This window comes from Methyloterricola oryzae (genome assembly GCF_000934725.1).
In the GTDB taxonomy this organism is placed as follows: domain Bacteria; phylum Pseudomonadota; class Gammaproteobacteria; order Methylococcales; family Methylococcaceae; genus Methyloterricola; species Methyloterricola oryzae.
Genome location: NZ_JYNS01000024.1, coordinates 13326 through 38903, shown reverse-complemented (window position 1 = coordinate 38903; position 25578 = coordinate 13326). Strand labels below are relative to the sequence as shown.

Below are 25578 nucleotides of genomic sequence, written 5' to 3'. Positions count from 1 at the left end.
GTGGCGGCTGGCGTCGGCGCGCACCTGCACCCGGCCTTCCAGCGCCGCGTGCGAGAGCATGTCCGCATCGGCGTTCAGCAGCTTCAGATGGCTGCGCACCGTTTCGATGGTCTCGTTGATGAAGGCTTTCTTGCCCGGGAAGCGCTCCAGCGGCGCGTCGAAGTTGCCTTCGCCAAACTCCTTGATGCAGGCCATCGCTTTCTTCTTCACCGCGATATGGCCCGCCACCATGTGGTTCACGCCTTCCGCCATGGTCAGGTAGGCCCCGCGGAAGCGGTGCTCGTTCATCACCACGTCGATGTCGCCCTTGTCGTGCTCCCGTGACATGTGCGCCATTTCGTCGATGAAGGTCTTGATGTTGGAGCGCACCGTCTCGATGGTCTCGTTGATGAAGGCCTTCTTGCCCGGGAAACGCTCCAGCGGCGCGTCGAAGTTGCCTTCGCCGAATTCCTTCACGCAGGCCATCGCTTTCTTCTTCACCGCGATATGCCCCGCCACCATCTCGTTCACCGACTGCGCCACCGTGCGAAACTCACCCTGGTACTGCTGCGCGTTCAGCATCACGTCGATGTCGCCCTTGTCATGCTCCGAGGACATCCGGTGCATGTCGTCGATCAGGCCCTTCAAGGGCAGGATGAAGGCGTCCAGAATGCTGTTGATGCCTTGCACGATTTCACCGTAATGCCCCTGATGCCGGCTGGCGTCGGCGCGCGTATCCAGTTCCAGGCGGAGGGCCGCCGCCACCAGATCGTGGGTATCCGCGCTCAACGAACTCAGGCTCTGCTTGACCTGCCCCATGGCGCACATGAGGCTGTTGTCGTCATGCGCCGCCACCGGCACGTCGACGCTCAGGTCACCGGCGCTGATACGCCGCGCGATCGCGGCGACCTCACGCGGCTCACCGCCCAACTCGCGGAACAGGCTGCGGGTAATCACCAGGGATACACCTAACAAAGCCAGCAACCCCGCGAGTCCGGCCCAGATCAAATTGCGGGATGCGGCGGCGCTCGCCTCCTCACCCCGGGTTTCGATACCCTTGATTTCGGCTTCCAGATCATCCGCGAGAACGTCCAGGCTGCCCTCCAGCGCCTTGAAGCGCTGATCGACGGAGGGCATTTGCTTCTCCGCCAGATCGTGGTTCTGCTGGGCCAGATTGATGAGCTTGTCGGCAGAGGCCAGATACTGGTTCACATCACCGACCACCGCGGCAAGGTGCTGTTTGGCGACCGCCGGGAGAGCAGCTTGGCCGAGCGTTTCCATGTGCTTGCGGAAGCCGTCGGCATGCTCGCTGAAACTGTCGCTGATCTCACGCATCGCCTCCGCATTGACAGCCTGACCGTCACTGGCGACCAGGGCAGCCAAGGCATCGGCCTTGATAGCGTCGTGCATCATGTCCGACAGCAGTTCGCTGCGCAGGAGCCCGGCGGCATCGGTCTGCTCGTTGAGGGACCGGTCCAGGGCGGACATCCCCAGATAAGCGACAGCCCCGAGCACGGCGATCAGAATCAGGTTCACCACTCCGAGGACGAGCATCTTGGCGCGAAAACTGACATGGTCTAACACGATTGGAACCTCTTTGACTTTGGCGGCTCTGGATCCGGCGCGAATGCGCCGCACCTGGCTCTGCTCTCGCCTTGAGCGCCTCGGCATGGCCACGGCCACGCGAGCAATCGCTAAGATGAAGACAGGGCTGGAGATAAAACGGCGCGGCAGCGTCTTGCTGCTGGGCAGGCTGGGAGTGGATCAGGCCTTGGGTAACGAATTCGGCGGGGCGGGGCCGGTTGGGATTGCGACATCCGATCGCGGGTGGCCGGGGGCTGAGGCCTTTGAAGCAGTTTGCTTCCGCGTAGAAAGCTAGTACACCCGCCGAAAAAGGCAAGGCGTCGATACCAAAATAGGTTGTTTACCTTTTGCTTAGTTTACGGATTCACCCCATAGACGAGGAATTTGCGCTAAATCCGAGTCTCAACTATAAAAAAACGGGTGTTGCGGGAAGACATCCAGGGCGCACATGAAGGAGCGTACATGCGCCTTGCGCAGGCCGGCCACGCCCCCGCCGGTCAGGTGCGACTTCGCATCCTCCCATTTCGCCCGCCGTGCGGGGAAGCCCCCACCTTCGTGATCAGCAAACCAGCACCGGCCGCAAGGCCCTGGTTGGGCAAAGCGCGCGATCCGTGGCTCCCGGCGATCTCCCACCGGTATGTCTCCGGAAGTTGGCCCAGCTCCCGCCAGCCCTCGTTACGATTGCACCTTGCGCGGCGCGTGGCTTCCCCGAACCGACCGCGCAAACACGACTGCATGTCCGGCTTGCGCCGGCAGGCAGGATCTAGCGTTGCCACATGCAGGTAACCCAAGGAACCACGATGGTCAAAGGACATCGCTTTCAAGAGATCAAAGCTTCCGGAAAACTGCCTTCGCCCGCCGGCCTGGCACTGGAGATCATGCGGTTGTGCCAGTCGCCGACGGCCTCGGTGCAGGAACTGACCGCCAAAGTGCGGCTCGATCCGGCTTTGAGCGGCCGTCTTCTCAAACTCGTCAACTCGGCCCACCACGCCATGCGGCGGCCGGTGGTGGCGGTGGGGGATGCCGTGCAACTGCTGGGCATGCAGACTGTCCGACAGTTCGCGCTGACCCTGTCCGTGGTCAGCGCCAACCGCCGCGGCGCATGCCAGGCGTTCGACTACGAAGGCTTCTGGACCTCCGCCCTGGCGCGGGCGCTGGCGGCCCAGGCACTGGCCGTCCTGGACGGCGGCACCATTCCCGAGGAGGCCTTTACCTGCGCAATCCTTTCCCGGATCGGACAATTGGCCCTGGCCAGCGTCTATCCGCAGGAATACGGGGAATGCCTGCGCACAGCCGACACCCGGGAGTCGCTCCTGCAGGCCGAGCAAACGGCCTTTGCCATCGATCATCAACAAATCACCGTCGAGCTGCTGCGCGATTGGGGTTTTCCCCCGGTCCTGGTGGACGCGGTCGCCCGCGAGCACGAAGGGGCCGATCCGTGTATTGCAGCCCCTGGGCGGGTGGAACGGCTGGCCGCGCAGTTACGGCTTGCGGACAGCTTGGCCCATAGCCTGATCGAGAGCGACCAAGAACGCGAAACGCAGATCGCCAGCCTGCTGGCGCTGGCCATCCCACTGGCGCTGGATGGCAATGATCTGGAAGGCATCTATGCTGCCGTGGAAGAGCAATGGTCGGGCTACTGCCAGCTGTTTCAGATCACGTCCAAGGACCGCGGAAACCCCGGCGCCCCGAGGCCGGAGGCCTGCGGACCGTCACCCGAGCCACAAGCCGCGCCGGGGCCGAAAATCCTGTTGATCCAGAGCGACCCCGCCGAATTGGCCCGCCTGGAGCGGTTCATCGCCAGCCAGGGATACCACGTGATCACCGCGGCGAGCGGGCAGGAGGGGCTGCGGCACTTTCTGGAATCGTTCCCGCGCCTCGCCATCATCGGACATGTGGAGGGTCGGCTGGACGGCATCCGCTTCTGCGAGAACCTGCGCTCGCTGGAGATCGGCCGCGAAATCTATCTGATGATCCTGGCTTCGGTGCAAACCGAAGATGCCCAGGTTCGCGCCTACGCGGCCGGAGTCAACGACTTCGTGATCCGGCCGGTCAACGACCGGGTGCTCCTGGCCCGCATCGAGTGCGGCATGCGCATGATCCAGCTACAGGACGAAAATGAGCGCGAAAAGGAAAAGGTGCGGAGGCAGGTTTCAAAACTGGCGATCGCCAAGCGCAAGCTCGAAGTGATGGCCATGACCGATCCCCTCACCGGCATCCCCAACCGCCGCTATGCCTTCAGCCGCCTGCGCGAAGAATGGGCGGCGTGGCAGCGCAAGGAGCGGCCCTTGAGCGTGATGATCCTGGACCTGGACCATTTCAAGGGCATCAACGACAACTACGGGCACCAGGCCGGCGACCGCTTGCTGTCCCACGTGGCGGAGATCATCCGCGTAAACCTGCGCGGGGCGGACGTGGTCTGCCGCCTGGGCGGAGAGGAGTTCATCGTCATCGCGCCGGGTGCCGACGAGGACGTGGCCCATGCCCTGGCGGAGCGCCTGCGCGAAGCCATCGAGTCCAACCCGATGGACGGCGACGATGTCGCCAAACCAATCACCGCCAGCATCGGGGTGGCCACCGCCGGCACGCGCGTTGCGAACCCCAGTGATCTGGTCCACCTGGCCGACCTGGCCCTCTACGAGGCCAAGCTGGACGGTCGCAACCGCACCCGGCTGAACGGCTATCCGCACTACGAGCGCCTGCAGTAAATTGCATCCCGCCCGCGAAGCAGGGCCGCGCTGAACGGCCAGACACGGATGGCAGACCCAGGACCTTGGATGCCTTCGCTCTTTCCCCCATGCAGGGGTAAGGATGGGAGGGGGGTAGAACACCGGGACGAAGAAACAAGGCCGAAGTTCACCGCACCCACCCTGCCCTCCCTCTGAAAAGGGGAGGGGAGCGGACAGGCTTCGACGGTTGCCGCAGACAGAGCCATTCCTAACCCTCCCCCTTAAGCGGCATCAGGGCCGAACCCGTCAAGACAAGTTCCGCGACGACACCCCCCCCCTCGTCGCGAAAACTCAGCGTAACGCCTTCCGGGAGCAGGCTGCGCACCAGGTCGAGGCCCGCGCCGAGACCCCGGCCCTTGAGGAAATCAAAGTCATCGGGAAGCCTGGCCGGACTGCCGAAAATACGCAGCGCCACGCCCCCCTGCCGGGAATCCAGCCGGGCCTGGACGGTGGGCGGCCCCGAGGGCAGCAGGTGCTTTTCCGCATTGGTGAGCAGTTCATTGATGACCAGAGCCAGGGGAACCAGGGATTCCCGGTTCAGGTTCGCATCCGTCAAGCCTTCCGCCACGCTAAGTTCCACCGGCAGCCGAGCTGGCCGCTGGGTCACCATGTCCTCCAGGAACCGGCGCAAGGCCAGCACCCCGCCCTCCGTTCGGCTCTGCAAGCCGTAAACCTGGCTGATGGCATGCACCTGGTTGACGACCATTTCGATGAGGGCCAGGGTTTCCGGATTTCGGGTAACATGGCCACGCAGCAGCCCGATCACCCCCTGCAGATGGTTCTTGATGCGGTGATGAACTTCCCTGATCAGGGTGTCGCGCTGGCGCTCCAGCAGGGCGATGCGCTCCGCCTCACTCTGTTTGCGCTGGGTAATGTCAACCCGCAGTCCGACCAGACCGACTATCCGGCCATCGTCCTCATACAGCGGGCTCTTGAAAATAGCATACCAGCCCTTGCGCCCCCAGGCGTCGGCGATTTCCAACTCCTCGCCCAGAACGACCCGCCCCTCCTGCAGCACCTCCTGATCGCCTGCATCATAGCTGGCCGCCACGTCCTCGGAAAACATGTCCTGGTTGCGACAGCCGATGATGCACTCCGCCGGCAAGCCAACAAACTCGCAAAAGGCCTGGTTGACCTCCACATGCCGCATGTCCTGGTCCTTGAAGAATACCGGCGCCGGAATGGTATCCAGCAGCGCCCGCAATTCCCGGGTCTTGCGCATCAGCGCCTCCTCGGCGCGCTTGCGCTCGCTGATCTCCTGATGGGTGCCGGACATGCGCAGCGGCCTGCCGTCCTCGTCCCATTCCACGACCCGCCCGCGGTCCAGCACCCAGATCCATTCCCCGCTCTTGTGGCGCATGCGCGCCTCGCACTCGTAATACTCGGACTGACCGCTGAAACACAGTTCCAGTAGTTTTTCCGAGCGTTTCAGGTCCTCCGGGTGCGCCAGGCGGGTCCAGGTGGCGATACTGACCGGCTGCAGTTCCGCCAGGGTGTACCCGCAGATCTCCGCCCAGCGCTCATTGAATTCCGTGGCGCCGGTTTGCACGTTCCATTCCCAGGTGCCGATGTTGGTGCCCCAGATCACATCGACCAGATGCTGTCTCTGACGCCGGGACCGCGCCTCACTCGCTTTCAACGCAGCCTCGTTCTGCTTACGCTGCGAAATATCGCGGGCAGAGCAGAACAACAGGGATTCCCCGTCGATGGTGACCGGCACGACGCTGATCTCCACATCCAGAATGCCGCCACCCTTGCGGCGGTGCCTGCGCTCGAACTGAAGGCGGGCCGGATTAGCCAGGCAGCGGTGAAAGAATGCCAGCATCTCCTCGTCATACTCCGCGTCCCATTGCGACAGGTGCATGCCGTTGAGTTCCTCCCGTTGATAGCCCAGCATGGCGCAGGTGGAATCACTGACGCCCACCAGGCGCGCATTACTGTCCATGAGGAAAATGCCGTCACTGGCATTGCGCAGCAGGACCTCGTTTTTGTGGCTCTCGCGGCGCAGCGCCTGCTCCAGGGCCTTGCGCTCGGTAATCTCCAGCGATGTCCCGAGCAGGCAGGCTTCCCCCCCCAGTTCGAGGATATCGAAAGATATGAGCATGGTGCGCTGGGTGGGATCGTTGCGGCGGTGGAACGCCGCCTCGACGTTGTGCGCGCGACCGGTGCGCTTGACCGTGGCGATGATCTGCCTCCGTTGCGCCGGGTCGTCCCACATTCCGAGCTCCACCGAGGTGTGGCCGATCACCTCCTTGCGACGTAAACCGAACAGTCGCAAGAGGCTGTCGTTGACGTCGAGGAAACGGCCATCCTCCATGCGCGAGATGCTCATCCCCAGAGGGTTGTCATGGAAGACCTTGGAGAACTTGAGCTCACTCTCGCGCAGGGCGGCCTCCTGCTGTTTGCGCGCGGTGACGTCCAGCTTGATGCCGACATAATGGGTTATGACCTGCGCCTCGTTGCGCAGCGGCGAGATATGCACTTCCTCCCAGCAATACCTGCCATCCTTCTTGCGATTGACCAATTCGCCGCGCCAGGGCAGCCCTCGCCGCAGGTTGTGCCACATCTCGGCATAGGCATGCTTCGGCGTCAGGTCCGATTTGAGGATGCGCGGGTTGCACCCGACGACCTCGTCCAGGGAATAGCCGGTGACTTCGCTGAAGCGGCGGTTGACGTACTGAATCCGGGCATCGAGATCGGTGATGATCACCGAGGCGGGACTTTGCTCAACCGCCAGCGACATGGCCCGCAGCCGATCTTCGGCCTTCTTGCGTTCGGTGATATCGGTCGAGATGCCGCAGATGGCGTAGACACGGCCATCGGTGTCGAGCAGGGGAAACTGCACCGAAAGAAAGGTGCGCAGCCCGCCGCCTGCCACCGGCAGACATTCCTCCACGACCCGTGGCCGCCTTTCCAGAAGCACCCGCCGGTCGTTCGCAATGAGTTCCCGAGCCACCTCGGGCGGGAACAGTTCCTCGGTCTTACTGCCCTCGCCGGATTCCGGATCGATGCCGAGCACGTCACCGCAGCCGCGATTCAACAGCAGATAGCGTCCTTCCAGATCCTTGATGTACACCAGTCCGGGCATGGAATCGACGATGTCGCGCAGGCGTTTTTCGCTTTCGCGCAGCGCCAGTTCACGCTGTTTGCGCTCCGTGATGTCACGCACGATGCCCACCACGCGCAGCGGCTGCCCCTGCTCGTCGTATTCGGGACGCCCCATGGAGACGACCCAGCGCAGTTCGCCGTCGCCGCGCAGGATGCGGTATTCTTCGGAATAGTCGGAGCCGGTCTCCACCGCCCGCCTGACGCTCTCGGCCACCCGTCCGGCGTCGGCCGGTACGATCATCCGTTCGAAACCGTCGAATTCGCCGCGGAAGCTGGACGCATCGAAGATCTCGTGGCACTCGGGAGACCAGATAAGCCTCTCCTGCCGCAAATTACGCTCCCAGACCCCCATGCGCGCCGCCTTGAGCGCCAGCTTGAGCCGGTTTTCGCTCGTCTGCAGGGCCAGTTCAGCAAGCTTGCGCTCCGTGATGTCGGTGAGGCTCACCACGGCCCCTCCCTCTTCCCCGCGCAAGGGCGTCACGCTCATCAGGAACCAGCGTTCTCCCTGCGGGTACTGGCGGGGGTGCTCCAATGTGAACGCGCTGCACGCGCCGCTCAGCACCTGGCAGATCCCCGCATAAGCCTCCGCGGCGCAGGGCCCCTCGATGCTGGCACCGCGCAGACAGACTTCCAGGCAGTCCTCCTTTCCACAGGTTCTGGTTTCCTCCCCTCCCTGGCCAGGGCCGGGCTGGTAAGGCGGGTGGGCGCGGCGCCAGGCCTCGTTGACTGTCCGGATCTGCCCGCTACGGTCCAGCACGGCCAGCTCCGCCGGCACGGAATCCAGGATGGAGCGGGCGAATTCCTGGCTGGCGCGCAGGCCCTGCTCATGCAGCTTGTCCGCCGTCACATCCACATGGGTACCCACCATGCGCACCGGCCGGCCGTCCAGCGTGCGCGCCACGAAGGCGCGCGAGCGCACATAGACTTCGTGCCCCTGTTTATGGTGCATCCGGAATTCGATGTCGAAGTGATCGGTTCGACCCGCCTTGATCTCTGCCACCAGGTCCAAGGCACGCCGGCGGCCATCGGAATCCACCAGCCGCTCCCATGTGTCGAAGCAAGGATCCAAGTCGTCCTCGCCGTAGCCGAGCATGGCCTTCCAGCGCGGTGAGTAATACACCTCGCCGGTCAGCATGTCCCAGTCCCACAGACCATCATTGGCGCCGCGCATCGCCAGCTCGAAGCGCTCCCTGCTGCGGGCTGACTCAGCCAGGGCATGCTCGAGGTCGCGGGTGCGCTCGGCGACCAGTTCCTCCAGGCGCAGATGCTGCACGGCCAGCCGGCTTTCCGCGGCAACCCGCTGGCTCACATCGAGGAAAGCGCCCACCGCGCCAGTGATTGCGCCCGCCTCATCGTGCAGGGGCGCCGCATTGGCCAGCAGGAAGAGCCGGCGCCCGTCCTCGCAGACCACCTCCAATTGCTCCCCCTCGACCCTTTCGCCCCGGCAGGCGCGCTGCACCGGCAGTTCTTCCGCCGGAACCGGACTGCCGTCGCGGACCACACGATAGCCACGCTCAGGCTCGGTGGTCTTGGAAAACTCCGCGCCTCGCGGCAATCCCAGCATATGTTCTAGGAAGCTGTTGCCGCGGATGTGCCTGGCGCTGGCGTCCCCGGCGATGGCCAGGCCCACCGGCACCGTGTCGAGCACGCCCTGAAGCTGGGCTTCCAGTTCCGCAACACGCCGCTCCGCCGCCGCCAGGCGCGCGCTGTCGTTCGATTCCTGAAGCGTAATGATGCGAAGCCCGGTCGACTGTCCGTCTCCGTCGGAGATCTCTAGGCGCACAGGCAGCAGCGACCCGTCCTTGCGCTGCAGGCAGGCACCGCCACTCTCCCGGTTCGATTCCGGAGTCATGGCCTTCACGCCCCCTGATTCCTGAGGTCGGAACAGGCGCGAGAGCGCTAGCCCGGACAACTCGTCCTTGCCGTAACCGAGCCAATCCGCGAATGCCAGATTGCACTCCAGAATGGTTTGGGTCGCAGCATCCTCCAACGCCATGGGCTGGCTGGCATGCTCAAATGCCAGCGCCTTGCGCTCGAGGCTCTCAGCCCTTGCAGACGTTTCGATCATCTTCCGCTTCCTCAAAGGGTCAGGATGGCGACGGCCATCCTCCACAGGTTCACGCATGCGTGTCAAATGCCACGGGCGGCTTGCGATGACCTGCCTACATGTTAGATTTATAGCGCACTGGGAAGAAGCGGCCGGTGGTGGAGTCGGCCGACAGCTGAGGAATCATGAAAACCAAAATGAGCAACGCAATGCCGTCCATTCTGGTGGTGGACGACGACAAGCTGGTCGTGGCAACCCTAGCCAGGGGGCTGCGCAGCGAGGGGTATGAGGTCCTCGAGGCGTCTTCGGGGAGCGCGGCCCTCCGTCTGGCGGCGGTAAACAGCTTCGATCTCGCCATCCTGGACATTCGGATGCCGGAAATGAGCGGGACCGAACTCGCCCAACGGCTCATGTCCGAACACGGCCTGCCCGCGCTGTTTCTGAGCGCGTATAGCGACCGGGAAATGGTCGAATCCGCCATAGCCCGCGGTGGCCTGGGGTATCTGGTCAAGCCGGTGGATGTTCCCAACCTGATTCCTGCCCTGCAGACGGCCCTGGCGCGCGGGCGCGATATCAACGCCCTGCTGGAAGCCAAGAGCCAGTTGGAGCAGGCTCTGAGCGCCGGACGCGAAACCAGCACCGCCATGGGCATCCTCATGGAGCGATTCCGCATGAGCCGGACCGGAGCGTTCGAGGAATTGCGGCGCTGCGCCCGCTCCCAGGGACGCAAGATCGACAAGGTGGCGCAGGAATTGGTGGAAGCCGCCGAAACCCTCAACGCCCTCGGCCAGGCGGGTCCGGGCTAGCCTGCGGTGCTGCGAGGGCAGCCGCCGCGCGGAACATCGTGCCGCCCGGAATGTGACCTGCGCCCCGGAAGTGTTCTACAATCCCGCGGATTGCCAGATTCCGCAAGCCTTGGGGAAATACGCCATGAGCAAGATCGTCGTCGAACACAACCCGGACAGCGCGCGCCTGCGCGATCTCGGGGTTTCCCGTTGGCCCACTTGGTCCAAGGAGGCCTCGGTGTTCCCATGGACCTATGACGAGCCTGAAGTGGCTTACGTGCTGGAAGGGGAAGTCGTGGTGACGGCGGACAACGGTGAAGCGGTGAGCTTCGGCAAGGGCGATTTGGTGACTTTTCCCGGCGGCCTTTCCTGTACCTGGGACATCCGCAAACCCTTGCGCAAGCATTACCAGATCGGCTGATTGAAGCCATGACGCAGAAAACCCCCAGCTTGCCCAGTCCCATGTCCATTTTGACCAGAAGTCTCCGCCTTGCCTGGCTGTTCTCGCTCATTCCTGCGCTGGCCTTGGGGGCTCCGGAGACAGACGGCGGCATCGGCGATGCCGATCCGTCTGCCGCCCCGGCGGCGCCGGCCCCAGCGGAGCCAGCGCGCTCGATCCGCCCCGGGCGTACCGGGCGCGACATGGGGGTGCGGCCTACGCCCGAGCCCGCGCCCGAGACGGTCGCGCCACCACCCGCCGCTCCGGTGCCGGAACCTGTGCAGCCAGCGCCTATCGCTGCGCCGCCCACCTCCTCCGGCGCTACACCGGAGCCAAGGCCGGTCAGCGAGTTGCCTCCACAATCCGAAGCGTTTCGTCTCGAGCAGGAGCGACGCCGCAAGGACATGGAGCGCCAGCAGCACGAGGCGGAGGAAGCCGAGCGTTTACGGCGCGCGGCGCGCATGCAGGAAATCATGCGCGAGCAGCAGGACGCCGTGCAAAAGGAAGAGGAGCAGCGCCGCAAGCTGCTGGAGCAGCTGCCAGCTCCCCCGAAATAGACTGCTCCAAACACGACGGCCGGGACTCCGACCCGGCCTGATCGCGCAATCTCCCGCGGCTGCCCGGCTTGGTCGCCCCGGCTCGGCGGGCTAGGCAGGGGAACCCGCCGCGTAAGACAATCCTTAACGTCAAATCACGTATCGCGCGCGTCAGTTGACGCAGCTTCCCTGACAGAAGGCGTAAGCCTCACCCGAACGCCCCCATTTCCCTGTCCATCGCATCTGGCAAGCGTCTTGCAGTTAACGGCTGCGTCCGCGCCAACTACGCATTTTCCTGCATACAGCCGGACAAGCCCCAAGGGTTCGCGGATTTGTTCCGCGTTTCCCCCATAAGACCAAATGAATCTACCCGCACATGCGAGAGGATACGATGAGACTCAGCAAGACCCAGATGACCGCCGCCACGGCCCTGCTCATGGCCGCCACCCAGATTCAGGCCGGCCCGGTCTGCCTGCCACGCCACCTCGACGGCCACTACGTCATGTATCAGAACAGCGTCGCCCCGGCCAATCCCCATATCGGCAAATGTGAGATCGAGATCGAACGTGGCGTCGCCAGCGGCACCTGCGCTTTCACCAGCCAGGGTCCTACGGCGGGCTTTTCCGGCCCCGTAAGTGGCACCGCGAGCATCGCCCGGAATTGCTCGGCCGAGTTGCAGATCGACTTCGCGCCGAATCCTGCCAATCCTGCCCTTGTGGTCCACTCATTCTTCGACCTGCAGTTCGCGCCTGACCGCAACTCCTTCGTCGGTCAGTGGACTAACAGCTTTGGATTGGTGGGCACCACCGGCGGCGTGCGCAACTAAGCGCAGATTCTTCTCGAGGCAGCGACAGGACCTCCTGCCGCCGCCAATTTTCCTCGCAGCCCGCCGTCAGGCGGGCTCGATCAGGCTGGGGTCATACTCTTCCGGCGCTTCGTAGCCCAGCAGGTTCAGCACCGTGGCGGCCACATTGGACAAGCCCCGCCGCTCCAGATCCTGGCGCAAGCCGAATCCGCCCTTTTCTCCCGACACCAGAATGAACGGCACCGGGTTGAGGGTATGGGAGGTCTTGGCCTTCACGCCGCCTTCGGCATCGCGCTTCACATTGCCTTTCTTGTCCAGTTCGAACATCTCGTCCGCATTGCCATGATCGGCGGTGATCATGGCGACACCGCCCGCCGCCAGAATCACCGGAATCAATCGGGCCAACTGCAAATCGAGGCACTGCATGGCCGTGATCGCCGCCTCGAAATTGCCGGTGTGTCCCACCATGTCGCCGTTGGCGTAATTGACCCGCAGATAACGGTGGCCACCGCTTCTCACCGCGCCGATGAGGGCGTCGGTGATCTCGGCGCATTTCATCCAGGGGCGCTGCTCGAAGGGCACCACGTCGCTGGGAATCTCCACATAGGTCTCGCTCGCCTCGTCGAACTTGCCGGAACGGTTGCCGTTCCAGAAATAAGTGACGTGCCCGTATTTCTGCGTCTCGCTGATGGCGTACTGGGTGACTCCGTTTCGCGCCAGGAATTCGCCCAGGGTGCGGTCGATGGCAGGCGGCTCCACCAGGAAACGGGGCGGCATCTTGGTATCGCCGTCGTACTGCATCATGCCGGCATAGACGACCTTGGGGACCGCACCCCGATCGAACGGCTTGAATGTCTCTTCGGTGAAGGTGCGGGATATCTCAATGGCGCGGTCGCCGCGGAAGTTGAAGAAGACCACGGCGTCGCCATCGAGTATAGGTCCCAGCGCCTGGCCGTCGCGCGCGATGACGAAGCCCGGCAGGTCTTGATCGATCACCTTCGCCTCGGCACGGTAGGTCTCGATGGCTTCGCGGGCGCTGGCGAACTGCCGGCCCTCGCCATGCACATGGATTGCCCAGCCCCGTTGCACCATGCTCCAGTCCGCCTCGTAGCGATCCATGGTGATATTCATGCGCCCGCCGCCGGAAGCGATGGCCACGTCGAAATCCGATACCCCCAGCTCGGCAAGGAAGGCCTCGAAAGGCTCCACGTAATCCAGGGCCGAGGTTTCGCCCACATCGCGCCCGTCCAAAAGAATATGTATCCGCGCGCGGCGAACGCCGTCCTGCTTGGCACGCGCCAGCATGGCCTTGAGATGGTCGATGTGGGAATGCACGTTGCCGTCGGAGAACAGTCCGATGAAATGCAAGGTACCGCCAGCCGTGGCGGCGCCGACCACCTCGCGCCAAGCCTGGCCCGTCCAGATCGAGCCCGAAGCGATGGATTCGTTCACCAGCTTGGCACCCTGGGCGAACACCCGTCCCGCACCGAACGCGTTGTGGCCCACCTCGCTGTTGCCCATATCCTCGTCGCTGGGCATGCCCACCGCCTTGCCGTGGGCCAGCAGACGTGTCATGGGATAGGTGCTGGCCAGTTGATCCAGGAACGGCGTGCGCGCCGTTTTCACCGCATCACCTTCCTCCCGCGAGGAAATGCCGACACCGTCCAGGATGATGGTAACGACAGGGCCTGGACATGGGGAAAAGCGCTCTGATTTATCCAGTTTCATGGCGGTCATAGGGCATCACTGGGAGGGAGAAGAATGAAGGACTTGTATTCTATACCCGCTACCGGGAGCCGCGTAGTCGATCCCGGGAAGACAGTCCCTTGCACCCGAGGAACACGGTGTTGCATTTATATCGAAATCTGTTGCAAACAAAACACAAAATGCTAGACTGGGACCGTAACACTAGAAGGCGGCGTCGTGACGAACCCACCGACACGGCTCCGCTTCCACATAAGAGCACGCGAAAACGTGCCACGAAACCCCGGATACACCCGGGTGTGATCCCGCGCGCGGGATAGCCCGACCGGGCGCTAGAACGCTGAAATCGATCAAGGAGTTGCGCCATGAACAAGCAGCAGATCCACGCCGCCACTGCGGCTCTCGCCGCCGGGGCACTGACCCTGGCCGGCTATTGCGGCCCCGCCGATGCCGCCAAACCGCTGTCGGAAACCGAGGGCGCCTGGGAAGCGGCCTTTCCTTCCGCCAACAAACCGGAGTTCATGAAGAACCTGGGCATTACGATTGGCGGCTGGGTGGACGCCGGCATCAGCTACAACAACAACAGTTCGCCCGACGGCTTCAACGGCCCGGTGGGTCTCAATGACCGCGATTCCGAGCCCCAGGTGAACCAGATCTACCTGTATATCGAGCGCCAGGTGGACAAGCAGGGAAGCAGTTGGGATTTCGGCGGCCGCTTCGATTTCCTCTACGGCACCGACGCCTTCATCGCCCAGTCCACGGACGAATGGGACCAGCGACTGATCACCGACGGCACCTCGCGCTTCTACCAGATCGCCCTGCCGCAGTTGTATGCGGAGATCTTCGCCCCGGTGGGCAATGGCCTCACCATCAAGGCCGGACACTTCTACGGCCTGACGAATATCGAGTCGGTGATGTCACCCAACAACTTCTTCTATTCCCGCAGCAACAGTTTCACCTGGGACGGGCCTTTCACCCATACCGGCGTGCTGTTGAGCTATCCGCTCAACGACAACTTCACCATCACCGGCGGCGGCGTGATGGGTTGGAACAACGTCAACCAGGACATGAGCAACTGGAACTTCCTCGGCAAGTTCGGCTGGACCAGCGACGACAAGAAGATCGGCTCGTCCTTCGCCATCGTTACCGGAGACAAGAGTTCCAATCAGGACAACCTGACCCGCTACACCCTGACCTACGAGCACGAGTTCATCGACCACCTGCACTACACACTGCAACATACTTACGGCGTGCAGCAGAACGACCCGACCCGCAACGGCAAGGACACCAAGTGGTACGGCATACAGAACTACCTGTTCTATGACATCGACGAGCACTTCGCGGTGGGCGTGCGCGGCGAATGGAACCGTGATCAGGATGGCGTTCGCTACCGTCTCAACGACCGCCCGGGCAGCATACCGGTCGGCATCGGCGCCAGCTATTACGAAGTGACGGCGGGAGTGAACTGGAAGCCGTTGAAGTGGATCGCGGTGCGCCCGGAAGTGCGCTATGACTGGTCGGACAAGGCCGACGCCTTCGACGCCGGCAAGCGCATGAGCCAGTTCATGTTCGCCACGGACGTGGTCGTCAGGTTCTGAGCCACGGCGCGCCGTGAAGCCTGGCGCGGGCCGCCCCACGCCAGGCTGCGCTTTCAAGCTGATCGGGAAAGGATTTCCGCGAGCGCCTCGACCAATTTGCAGGACTGTTCCTCCGTGCCGATGGTGATGCGAAGAAACTGGTCGATGCGCGGTTGGGCAAAGTGGCGCACGATGATGTGACGCTCGCGTAGCGCCGCCGCCAGAGCTGCGCCATTGTGGTGTGGGTGACGGGCGAAGATGAAATTGGCGGCGGAAGGCAGCACCTGAAATCCCAGACCTTCCAGTCCGCTCGTCAGACGTTCGCGGGTGAGCATGACAGCCTTGCGAGTGACTTCAAAGTGCTCTTGGTCTTCAATGGCCGCGACCGCCCCGGCGATGGCCAGCCTTCCCAGCGGGTAGGAATTGAAACTCCCCTTCACCCGCTCCAGGGCCTCGATCAGGCCCGCATCCCCCACCGCGAAACCAACGCGCAGCCCCGCCAGGGAACGCGACTTGGACAAGGTCTGCACCACCAGCAGGTTCGGGTAGCTATTGACCAGGCACGCGGCCGATTCCCCGCCGAAATCCACATAGGCCTCATCCACCACCACGACGGACTCGGTATTGCCCTCCAATAGCCGCCGGATCTCCGCCAGCGGCAGCATGCAGCCCGTGGGCGCATTGGGGTTGGGAAAGATGATGCCGCCGTTGGGCCTGAGGTAATCGTCCACGCGGATATGGTAATTCTCGTCCAGCGGCACGCGCTCGCTGGCGATGTCATACAGGCCGCAGTAAACGGGGTAGAAGCTGTAGGTGATGTCCGGGTAGAGCAGAGGGCGTTCGTGCTTCAACAGCGCGGCGAAGGCATGGGCCAGCACTTCGTCGGAACCGTTGCCCACGAACACCTGCTGGACTTGCAGTCCGAAATGGCGGGCGACCGCCTCCTTCAGCGCCGTACCGTTGGGATCGGGGTACAGCTTCAGCGCCTCGCCGGCCTCCTGCCGCAGCACCTCCAGCACCCTGGGCGAGGGCGGATAGGGGTTTTCGTTGGTGTTGAGCTTGACCAGATGGTTCAGCTTGGGCTGCTCGCCCGGCACATAGGGCGTCAACTCGCTGACCTTGGCGCTCCAGAACTTGTTCACGATGACTCGACTCCAATTGATTGAGCGCCCTGCGCGGATAACATGAGGGGGAAGGCGACGCAGTCGCACATTGTAAATGAAGCCGCGCGCCCCTTGGACATTTCCGGCAGTGCCTGCACCGAAGCTGTAAACTAAAGACAGTGCTTGCAATATCAACGTTCAGCGTTTGACCGACGTGTCGGTCCGCTGCGGTGGGTGAGACCATGAACCTTGCGCATGCTTTCGCGTTATCGTCATTGCCGTGGCTACTGAGTTCCGTCCAGGCGGGGGAAGTCTACCGCTGCACCGACGCCAACGGGCGACTGGCTTACACTTCCGATCCATCGACTTATTCCGGATGCGTCCCGGCGCGGATCGATGTCACGCAACCCAGCGAGGAGGAGGCAGCCCGCGTGCAGGAGGAACGTGAACGGGCCCTGGCGGAAGAGCGCGAGGCGGAATGGCTGAGGCTCGAGGAGCGGGAGATCAGGGCAAAGGAGGTGGCGGCCGAAGCCGCGCTGCGCCAGGCGCGGGCGGCGGAGGAAGCGGCGCGGCAACAGGAATCCACATCCCAGCAGCCTGCCGTCCCCCTCGGTTACTATCCCTATTGGGGTTACGGGCGCGGCGGCTTCGTGCCGACGCACCGCCCCCTCCCGCGTCCGCACGACAGGCCCAACCCGCCCATGGCCAATCAGCCGGGGGCGGGCCCTTCGGACGCGGACATTCAGCGCCGCATGGGCAGCGGGCGCTAGGCCGGTTCGGCCTCCTGCGGCAGTTCGGCCGTGCGGGTCTCATTGCGGCCGATGGTGAGTAGGTCCCACACAAGCAGGCCGACGCCCGTGGTGGTCACCAGGCCGAACAACAGTCGCCACACCATGGCCTGCTGGAACCAGGGGTGGTTCTGCGCGGCGAAATAACCCTGCCAGGTGGAGCCTTCCACCGCCCGCTCGATGAAGGATTGCTCATAGCCTGCAATCAACAGGGCCACGGTCATGCCGATCACCCCCACATTGAGCAGGCCCAGCGCCCACTTCCATTTCCAGCCGCCGTCGGCCATCCCGCCGCCCATCCAGACATTGCCGCGCCACTTCTGCACCGCCAGGTAGAAGAAGGCGATGTTGATGGTGGCGTAAGCGCCGAAAAAGGCCAAATGGCCATGGGAAGCCGACCACTGGGTGCCGTGGGTGTAGAGATTGATCTGCGGCAGGGTGTGCATGAAGCCCCAGACGCCCGCGCCGAAGAAATTGCCGAAGGTGTGGGCGATGATCCAGGCCAGGGCCGGGTGGTTGCTGTTCTTGAACTTGTGCACCCCGGAGTCGTAGACCGAATGCACCACCATGGCCACCAGGGGGATGGGCTCCAGGGCCGAAAAGAAGCCGCCGATGGAAAACCAGTAGTCCGGCGTGCCGATCCAGAAGTAGTGATGCCCCAGCCCCAGTATGCCCGAGCCGAACATCAGGGCCACCTCGATATACAGCCAGGTCTGCACGATCTTGCGGCGCGCGCCGAGCAGGTGCATCAGGCTCCAGGCCATGATGCAGCCCACCAACACCTCCCAGGTGGCCTCCACCCACAGGTGGATCACCCACCACCACCAGTACTGGTCCACGCTGATGTTGGTGACGTAGAACATACCCGCCAGGTAGAGGCCGGCCAGGGCCACCAAATCCAGGGTCAGGACCCCGGAAATTCCCGACCAGCGACCCTTGGCGAAGGTGCCGGCGACGTTGTAGAAAAACACCAGCATCACCGCCACGATGCCGATATCGGCCCAGCGCGGCGCCTCGATGTATTCGCGCCCCTCGTTGATCAGCCATAGGCTCAGGTCCTTACCGGGGCCGGTCTGGATCAGCAGGTAGACCAGCACCACCACCGTTACCGCGGCAGTCAGCACATAAAAGCCGATCTGCCCCAGCTTGAGGCCGACGATCTCGGTGCCGCTCTCCTCTTCCAGGAACCAGTACACCGCCCCGATGAAGCCGTAGAGCATCCACACCACCATGGCGTTGATGTGCACCATGCGGTTGACGTTGAAATCCAGCCAGCCGAACAGGAAGCCGGGGGCTATGAACTGGATCGCGGCCAGCAGGCCAAACAGCATCTGGGCAATGAACAGCACCATGGCGACACTGAAGTACTTCACCGCCAGTTGCTGGCCGCCGTTGAGATGGGCGCTGTCCAGTCTGGCGAAGACCCGGTCCATTTTCTGAAGGGAACTGTCTACCGTGGCGATCATGGCTGCACCTGTGCGTTCAGGGTCTTGAAGTTATGGGGGAAACCGTTGGTGTCGATGGCCGACATCCATTTCAGGAAGGCGACGACGCCGCGGGCTTCCTCGTCGGTGATGCCAAGCTTGGGCATCCTGCGGCCGGAGGTGAAGGTGACCGCGTTCTTAACCGGATCCTGCAGAAACGCCAGCATCAGCTTCTCGCGCTCCTCGGGACTGGACCAGTTGGGATCCAGCCAGGCCTTGGTCAGGTCCGGCGCGTAATAGGCGCCATTGCCCAGCAAGGTATGACAGTTCATGCAGTTCTTGGATTGCACCGTCTTCTTGCCCAGGCTCACCAGGGCCTCGGCCTCTTCCTCGCTCAAAGCCTTCCCGAACAGGGGCGCGTCCTTGCCGATCACGGGACGGTAGCGGTTCGTGGCGCTGTCCAAGCGGTAGTCGATCTCCTTGTTGATGACGCTGTAGGCCTGAACCCGTTCGCCGCCCGCCCGGGTCTTGGACAGGGAGTCGAAGGTGAGGAGGATCAGGATGACGAAGGATCCCCCCGTCACCCAGATCGCGACCTTCTTCCAGAATGTTTCCGATGCCCATCGGGGCGTGTCTGTGCTCATCATGCTCTCCTTCTTTTCATCGTTGTGATGGGACGCTGGGGCCGGTTTGGCGCTGGCTCAATCGCCTCCTTCGCCGTGGCTGGCGACGCAGAGTTTCCAGATGGCCCAAGGTGCCGCCAGGTAGCCGGCCAGCATCAAGGCGGCGACGATGCGCCAGGGGCCGTCGAGGTGGGCCAGGCGGCTGAGCAGCAGGACGGAAAAGGCCAGGGCCGCGTAGCACACCCCTGCCGCCAGATGCAGCCAGGGCCGTGGGCGGATTCGAGAGTAGGCGAAGAGGGCGGCATAGGCGGCCCCGAACAGCACGATAGCAGCGGAAACCGCGAAGGTGGGGATGAAATCGGCGGGCGCGACGGCTTCGATCACGGTTCAAGATCCATCCTGAGTCGGCATGTGTCGATTGGGGCCTCAGTTTCCTCCAGGATGGACCTCATCGGCAAGCCGTAAGGCGCGCGGGAAAAGGATGTTGTTCTCCAGGTGGATGTGCCGCATGAGGTCGGATTCCAGTGCTTCCAGTTCCTGGTAGAGCAGACTGAAACTGGAGCAGGCGTCAGCAGGGCAGGCGTAGTCCCGGGTGATTGAACGCGCCTGCTTGAGCAGGTCGCCGACGGCCTCGTGTTCGCGGCCCATGACGGATATGGGTGCCGCCACCGAACCGAAGCAGGCGGTGGGGAGTTCGGTACCTTGGGCGACATGCCCCTCCAAGCCTTCGACATAGGGAAAGAGGACCTCCTCTTCCTTTCTGAGATGCGGCACCAGGTCGGCCGCCAGGCTGCGCACACAGGAATTCAGGTCGGCCAGTTCGGGGTGGGCAGCGCCGTGGCGCAGCAGCACGCGCTCCATCAGCCGGTCGATGCGGGCCAGGCTGGTGCGGGTGAAGGCATGATGGGTTTCGACGATATGCGCCATGAGGGCGCCCAGAGTGTCGGTGGCAACGCTCACTGGCTGGGCCGACTTGACCGCCTGGATCTCGAGAAGCACCTGTTCAGCGTCGAGGCCCGCCCCCTCGCAGGCCTCAGCGAGGGATTGTTGACCACCGCAGCAGTAGTCCAGCCGATGCAACTCCAGCACTCCCAGAGCCGCGGGATAGGCGAGGGCGAGATCGCGCAGGGTCGTTTCCGTGGCATAAGACATGGAGCTCATCCTTCCTGCGCGCGGCAGGATCAGGTGGATTGGCTGACATTGAAGGCATCGGCATAAATGTCTTTCATGGACGCGCCGGCCAGGAACGCCTTGCGCTTGGCGGCATTCACCATGTCCGGGTGCCCGCAGAGGAAAATGCGCCAGGACTTGAGATCGGGCTGCTCCTGCAGGGCCACGTCGTGCGCCCGTCCCCCGGCATAGCCATGCGGGACATCGGGGCCTGACAGGCAGCGTACGTAATCGAAATTGGTATATTCCCGCACCAAGTCGTTCAACTCGCCCATCAGGTAGAGCCCCCGCCGGTCGCGGCTGCCGTGAAAGAGCCGGATGGGCCCGGAATGCCCCTGACGCAGCGCATCGCGGATGATGCCGTACAGGGGCGCGAGCCCGGAACCCGTGCCGATCAGCAGTAGACCTTGCTCCGCCCTGCCAGGCACGTAGAAGCAGTCGCCAGCCGGGCCGCGCACCTGCACGGTCTTTCCCGTGCGCAGTTCGTCGTGCACCCAGCCGCTCACGCGTCCTTGGGGCAAGCGGCGCACGTGCAAATGGATATCCTCGTCTTCCTCCGGCACGCTGGCAATAGAGTAACTTCGCCCTAAGGCTTGGGTGCGAAACAGGTTGATGAACTGGCCGGGCCGGTACTCGATGGGCGCATGAGGCTGCAGCACCACCTGCATGATCTCGTCGTTGAGCAGCTTGAGGCCGCGCACGGTGGCTGGCACGGATGCCTGGCTGTCATCGCTCGGCAGGGCGACTTCAAGGTCCTCCCGCGGATGGCAGACACAAGCAAGAAAATAATTCTGTAGCTTCAGGCTGTCCTTCAGCCCGCGCTGGGCTTCCTCCGGCGGCGTTCCGCGAGTGGCCTGCATCAGACAGGTCTGGCACGCTCCGCTACGGCAGGAAAAAGGGACAGGCACGCCGTGACCGGTGAGACAATCAAGCACCGACTGGTTCTCGCCCAAGGGAAAGCTGTCAGTTTTGTACTTGATATGTGTCATGGCACCGTGCCTGTCGAGGAGGGGGGTACATCAGAAGAAGCACGCGGCCTGTCAACCGGCCTTGGAGGCAGCCGTTGCCGAGCCGCGCGTTCTACACAGGATCAGCGTCCCAGGACGTCGTTGCGCGTGCTTTCGGCAATCGCGGCAGCCTGGGCAATCAGGTCGTCCGGAACATTCAGTTCTTTCATGGTCGCCGCCAGGTTCTCCATGACCGCGTCGAAGTGCGAGTCGTTGAGCCCCTGCTTGACCAGATGGGCGTGCCCCCGGCGCATGTCCATGCCGGTGTAATTATGAGGACCGCCGAAAGCCATGGTCAGGAAGGATTTCTGCTTGGCAGCCTGCTTGTCCATATCGACGCCTTCAAAAAAGCGGTTGATGCGGTTGTCGCTCAGCACCTTGCGGTAAAAGATGTCTACGGCGGCATCGACCGCCGCCTCCCCGCCCAACTTGGCGTAGAGTGAATCATGGGTTTGGTCCCACCAATCAGCCAGTTTCTTTTCGGTCATCTCTTAACTCCAGACGGCAAGTGTTATTTGAAAAGCATGCGCGGATGCCGCCCTGCGGTCTTTCGCCGGCTTAAAGAAGCATCCGAAATAAATATTAGGTATCGAAACTTAATATGTCAAGAGCTTCGCCGTCCTGCTCCCCGATTCTTCCCGAAACTACTGCGCTGCCTGGCACATTTCGCCTCAGACAACTCACCGGCGATTAGGCCTGAAATCCGCAGTATTCCCGGGCGCCGTGAAAATCTACCTTCTTGACTCGCATTTGAGCCTTGGGCAAGACATCCGCACTGGTGTAAGCTATTCGCTAGCTTGATCTTGAAAGATGTTTTTGATATGCAGCTTACGCAGTTTACCGACTACTCACTGAGGGTGCTGATCTACCTGGCGCGCCTGCCGCAACCCGGCATGGCGACAGTGCCCGAGATCGCTAGCCATTTCGGTATCTCACGCAATCATCTGGTCAAGGTGGTGAACAACCTGGCGACCCGGGGCTTCATCATGACCAGCCGCGGCAAGGGCGGCGGCATGCAACTGGCCCGGCCGGCTGCCACCATCGGCATCGGCGAGGTGGTGCGGGTCACCGAACCACATATGAATCTGGTGGAATGCTTTGATCCGAAGGCGAACCAGTGCCGCATCGTCCGCGGCTGCGCCCTGAAAGGGTTCCTGTACGAAGCGCGCCGCTCCTTCCTGGCGGTGCTTGACCGCTACTCCCTCGCCGAAGCGGCGCAGACCGGCCTGGATCGGCTGCACAGCATCGAGAACGGCGCCCCGGACAGCCCCTAGGGCCGCTCGAAACCGCGGCCGTCTGCGGCATGGTGGCAAGGGCCTCGCAACGCCATGTCCACGCAGGCACCGGCATGTGAGACACTGAGCGCGCCATGGACACCTCTGAGTCGCAAGCGCGCCCGTGAATCCCCTGAAGAAACTGGCCGGACAAACGGCCATATACGGCCTCAGCACCATCGTCGGCCGCCTGCTCAACTACCTGCTGGTTCCCCTCTACACCTACCAGTTCGCAAATCCCAGCGACTTCGGCGTCATCACCGAGTTCTATGCCTACACCTCGTTCCTCAACGTGGTGCTGACCTACGGCATGGAAACGGCGCTGTTCAATTTCTCCGCCAAACGCGACGACAAGCCTTCCGTTTACAGCACCGCCCTGTTGTCACTGGGCCTGACCAGCGGGCTGTTCCTGGCGGCAGCCATCTGGCAGTCACCATCCATAGCCGTGCAGCTGCGCTACCCAGAACATGCGGACTACATCGTCTGGGTCGCCTGGATCATCGCCCTGGACGCGCTCACGGCCATCCCCTTCGCGAAGCTGCGCGAACAGCAGCGGCCGGGCCGTTTTGCCCTGCTCAAGACGCTCAATATCCTGGTCAACATCGGCGCCAACCTGTTTCTGATCGGGCTCTGCAAATGGGCGCACGATCACGAAGCACCGGCGTGGCTGGCCTGGGCGGGCGCACTCTACGATCCCGAAATTGGCATCGGCTACGTCTTCGTCGCCAATCTGATCGCCAGCGCTGTAACGGTGATGCTGCTGCTGCCCGAATTTCTGCAGATACGCTGGCCCTCGCTGGAACTCTGGGGAAAGATGCTGGGTTATGGATTGCCCCTGCTGATCGCGGGCCTCGCGGGCATGGTCAACGAGACCCTGGACCGCGTGCTGCTCAAGTATCTGCTACCGGAAAACGCCGCCATGGAACAACTGGGCATCTATGGCGCCTGCTACAAGATCGCCATCCTCATGACCATCTTCATCCAGGCCTTCCGTTACGCCGCCGAACCCTTCTTCTTCGCTCACTACAAGCAGGCCGACAGCAAGGCGCTGTATGCCCTGGTGATGAACTGGTTCGTCATCGCCTGTTCCTTCATTTTCTTGGGCGTCATGCTCAACCTGGCCTGGATTCAATATTTCGTGGGTGCCAGGTACCGTGCCGGGCTGGACGTGGTGCCCCTGTTGCTGATGGCTAATCTCTGCCTGGGCGTCTTCTTCAACCTGTCCATCTGGTACAAACTCACCGAGCAGACCCGCTTCGGCACCTACCTGACGCTCTGGGGCGCCGCCGTCACCCTGGCGCTGAACCTCGCGTGGATCCCGCGCATGGGCTACATGGGCGCGGCCTGGGCCACCTTGGTGTGCTACGCCAGCATGGCGGCTTGGTCTTATCTGCTGGGCCGGCGCTTCTATCCGGTGGCCTACGACCTTCGCCGAATCCTGGGTTATCCTTTTCTGGCAGCAGGGCTTATGTTTGCCGCAGAGCGGATCGAAGGCCTCTCCTCCTGGCTCGAACTAGCGGCAAAAAATGGGATTCTGCTGGCGTTCGCCGCCTTGACTCTGCTGCTCGAAATGCCAGCCCTGCGCGCAAGCAGGGGCTCTGCAAGTTCCGGCGTAAGACCCTGATGGATGAGTTTCCACAAGCCAGTTGGGACGACCATGTGGCAAAAACTGCTTTGCACGGTACTGCTGCTGATTCTGGGAGCCAGCGTTGGGCTGGCTACGATTTCAGGCGCCATCGCGGAGCCTGACGTTCCCGGGCAATCCAAGCAGGCGGACATCCAGGTGTTCGTGCGGGAGGGCTGTAGTCATTGCGCAAAGGCCAAGGCATTCCTCGACCAGCTGAAACAGGAATTTCCCGGGCTGAACATCGAGCAGCACGAGATCAGCGGCGATCCGGGAGCGCTGGAAACGCTGAGAGTGCTGGCCGAGAAAGAACATGTCACGCCGCGTGTGCCGGCATTTTTCTTGAATGGCCAGTTGATCGTCGGTTTCCTGGATGCAGACACCACAGGCAAGATGATCCGCGATGCGCTTTCCGTGCCCGCCGCGTCGCGGCAGCATGCCGGCGGGGATGGAGGGAGTTGCGAGGCGGAGGAGAGCCTCTCTTGCGAAGGCGCGCCGGCAACGCCGGTGGCCGCTGCTCAAACTAGCGATTTCGAGATTGAATTTCTTGGGCACCGGCTTTCCGTCGAAGAGGTAGGGCTACCGCTATTCACCCTGGCCATGGGACTGCTGGACGGTTTCAATCCCTGTTCCATGTGGGTGCTGATCCTCATGATTTCACTGCTCGCCCCCATGAACCAGCGTATACGCATGCTTGCCGTGGCGGGCACCTTCGTGGCGGTGGAGGGGATCGCCTACTTCATTTTCATGGCGGCCTGGCTCAATCTGTTTCTGCTGATCGGCTTGTCCAGGGCCTCGGAAATCGTTATCGCCGCCATCGCGATTCTGGCCGGTAGCATCAATCTCAAGGATTTCGTCGCCTACGGCTGGGGCGGGATTTCCCTTTCGATTCCTGATGCCGCAAAACCCGGCATCTACGCACGGATGCGGCGGATATTGCAGGCGGAAAACCTATGGGGGGCGATGATTGGCGCCGTGGTACTGGCGATTCTGGTGCAGATCGTCGAATTCCTATGCACATCGGGGTTTCCGGCGCTTTACACCCGGATACTCACGCTGCGGCACCTGGAAGGCGCGGAGTACTACGGATACTTGCTGCTCTACAACGTCGCTTACATGTTCGACGATGTTCTGGTGCTGGGCGTCGGCGTGATTACGCTCAGTCAGCGCCGGCTGCAGGAGAAGGAGGGCCGTTGGCTCAAGCTGATCAGCGGGCTTGTCATGGTTTCCTTGGGCATCTACCTGCTTTTGAATCCGAGCAACTGAGGCGAT

At 62.8% G+C, this 25578-nt stretch carries 19 protein-coding genes and 1 pseudogene; 10 read left to right on the top strand and 10 right to left on the bottom strand.

All coding sequences use genetic code 11. The features are described 5' to 3' along the window. A pseudogene (locus EK23_RS24335) lies at positions 1-1563 on the bottom strand (hypothetical protein); the annotation flags it as partial. Positions 1564-2363: 800 nt separating this feature from the next. On the opposite strand from EK23_RS24335, the gene EK23_RS19605 reads away from it, so the two are divergent. After that, a complete protein-coding gene (locus EK23_RS19605; RefSeq protein WP_045227100.1) occupies positions 2364-4271 on the top strand; it encodes a diguanylate cyclase in 1908 nt (635 codons plus the stop codon). 229 nt (positions 4272-4500) lie between these two features. On the opposite strand, the gene EK23_RS19600 is transcribed toward EK23_RS19605, so the two are convergent. Beyond that, complete coding sequence (locus EK23_RS19600) at positions 4501-9468, bottom strand: PAS domain S-box protein (RefSeq protein ID WP_045227099.1); 4968 nt, start codon at positions 9466-9468, stop codon at positions 4501-4503. Positions 9469-9644: 176 nt separating this feature from the next. On the opposite strand from EK23_RS19600, the gene EK23_RS19595 reads away from it, so the two are divergent. From EK23_RS19595 to EK23_RS19580, 4 genes are all read left to right on the top strand, one after another. Then, positions 9645-10253, top strand: coding sequence for an ANTAR domain-containing response regulator (locus EK23_RS19595; RefSeq protein WP_200892196.1), 609 nt, complete (start codon positions 9645-9647; stop codon positions 10251-10253). 124 nt (positions 10254-10377) lie between these two features. Then, entirely contained in the window at positions 10378-10653 is a 276-nt protein-coding gene (locus EK23_RS19590; RefSeq protein ID WP_045227107.1) for a cupin domain-containing protein, read from the top strand. An 8-nt stretch (positions 10654-10661) separates the two neighbouring features. Then, complete coding sequence (locus EK23_RS19585) at positions 10662-11228, top strand: hypothetical protein (protein WP_045227097.1); 567 nt, start codon at positions 10662-10664, stop codon at positions 11226-11228. 370 nt (positions 11229-11598) lie between these two features. Further along, positions 11599-12033 carry a hypothetical protein gene (locus EK23_RS19580; RefSeq protein ID WP_045227096.1) on the top strand — a complete coding sequence of 145 codons (435 nt, stop codon included), beginning with the start codon at positions 11599-11601 and terminating at the stop codon, positions 12031-12033. A gap of 66 nt (positions 12034-12099) precedes the next feature. Here the strand turns inward: EK23_RS19580 and gpmI are convergent, their stop codons facing one another. Continuing rightward, positions 12100-13740, bottom strand: a complete 1641-nt coding sequence (gene gpmI / locus EK23_RS19575; protein WP_045227106.1) for a 2,3-bisphosphoglycerate-independent phosphoglycerate mutase — start codon at positions 13738-13740, stop codon at positions 12100-12102. Positions 13741-14081: 341 nt separating this feature from the next. Here gpmI and EK23_RS19570 point away from each other — a divergent pair, with 341 nt between their 5' ends. Further along, positions 14082-15314 carry a porin gene (locus tag EK23_RS19570; protein ID WP_052808374.1) on the top strand — a complete coding sequence of 411 codons (1233 nt, stop codon included), beginning with the start codon at positions 14082-14084 and terminating at the stop codon, positions 15312-15314. 53 nt (positions 15315-15367) lie between these two features. Here the strand turns inward: EK23_RS19570 and hisC are convergent, their stop codons facing one another. Further along, positions 15368-16435 carry a histidinol-phosphate transaminase gene (gene hisC / locus EK23_RS19565; RefSeq protein WP_045227095.1) on the bottom strand — a complete coding sequence of 356 codons (1068 nt, stop codon included), beginning with the start codon at positions 16433-16435 and terminating at the stop codon, positions 15368-15370. A 203-nt stretch (positions 16436-16638) separates the two neighbouring features. On the opposite strand from hisC, the gene EK23_RS19560 reads away from it, so the two are divergent. Next, entirely contained in the window at positions 16639-17166 is a 528-nt protein-coding gene (locus tag EK23_RS19560) for a DUF4124 domain-containing protein (RefSeq protein WP_082054355.1), read from the top strand. Here EK23_RS19560 and EK23_RS19555 read toward each other — a convergent pair. From EK23_RS19555 to EK23_RS19530, 6 genes are all read right to left on the bottom strand, one after another. Next, positions 17163-18650: a cbb3-type cytochrome c oxidase subunit I gene (locus EK23_RS19555; RefSeq protein ID WP_200892195.1), complete on the bottom strand. Its 1488-nt coding sequence runs from the start codon at positions 18648-18650 to the stop codon at positions 17163-17165. The genes EK23_RS19560 and EK23_RS19555 overlap by 4 nt on opposite strands. Beyond that, positions 18647-19252: a c-type cytochrome gene (locus EK23_RS19550; protein WP_045227093.1), complete on the bottom strand. Its 606-nt coding sequence runs from the start codon at positions 19250-19252 to the stop codon at positions 18647-18649. The genes EK23_RS19555 and EK23_RS19550 overlap by 4 nt, the downstream gene beginning before the upstream one ends. Before the next feature lie 57 nt (positions 19253-19309). Then, entirely contained in the window at positions 19310-19615 is a 306-nt protein-coding gene (locus EK23_RS19545; RefSeq protein ID WP_045227092.1) for a hypothetical protein, read from the bottom strand. Positions 19616-19657: 42 nt separating this feature from the next. Next, the gene (gene ric, locus EK23_RS19540) at positions 19658-20383 is read right to left on the bottom strand and encodes an iron-sulfur cluster repair di-iron protein (protein ID WP_158002552.1); all 726 of its coding nucleotides are present in this window, start codon (positions 20381-20383) and stop codon (positions 19658-19660) included. Positions 20384-20412: 29 nt separating this feature from the next. Next, complete coding sequence (locus EK23_RS19535) at positions 20413-21390, bottom strand: 2Fe-2S iron-sulfur cluster-binding protein (RefSeq protein ID WP_045227091.1); 978 nt, start codon at positions 21388-21390, stop codon at positions 20413-20415. 101 nt (positions 21391-21491) lie between these two features. After that, the gene (locus tag EK23_RS19530) at positions 21492-21896 is read right to left on the bottom strand and encodes a group I truncated hemoglobin (protein ID WP_045227090.1); all 405 of its coding nucleotides are present in this window, start codon (positions 21894-21896) and stop codon (positions 21492-21494) included. Positions 21897-22229: 333 nt separating this feature from the next. Between EK23_RS19530 and EK23_RS19525 the strand changes: the two genes are divergently transcribed. The 3 genes from EK23_RS19525 to EK23_RS19515 all read left to right on the top strand — a co-directional run bounded on the left by EK23_RS19525 (position 22230) and on the right by EK23_RS19515 (position 25572). After that, positions 22230-22682, top strand: coding sequence for an Rrf2 family transcriptional regulator (locus tag EK23_RS19525; protein ID WP_045227089.1), 453 nt, complete (start codon positions 22230-22232; stop codon positions 22680-22682). A 124-nt stretch (positions 22683-22806) separates the two neighbouring features. Next, positions 22807-24306: a lipopolysaccharide biosynthesis protein gene (locus EK23_RS19520; protein WP_045227088.1), complete on the top strand. Its 1500-nt coding sequence runs from the start codon at positions 22807-22809 to the stop codon at positions 24304-24306. Positions 24307-24339: 33 nt separating this feature from the next. Next, positions 24340-25572 (top strand): glutaredoxin family protein, encoded by a 1233-nt coding sequence (locus tag EK23_RS19515; RefSeq protein ID WP_097991043.1) that lies wholly within the window; start codon positions 24340-24342, stop codon positions 25570-25572. Positions 25573-25578 lie beyond the last annotated feature (6 nt).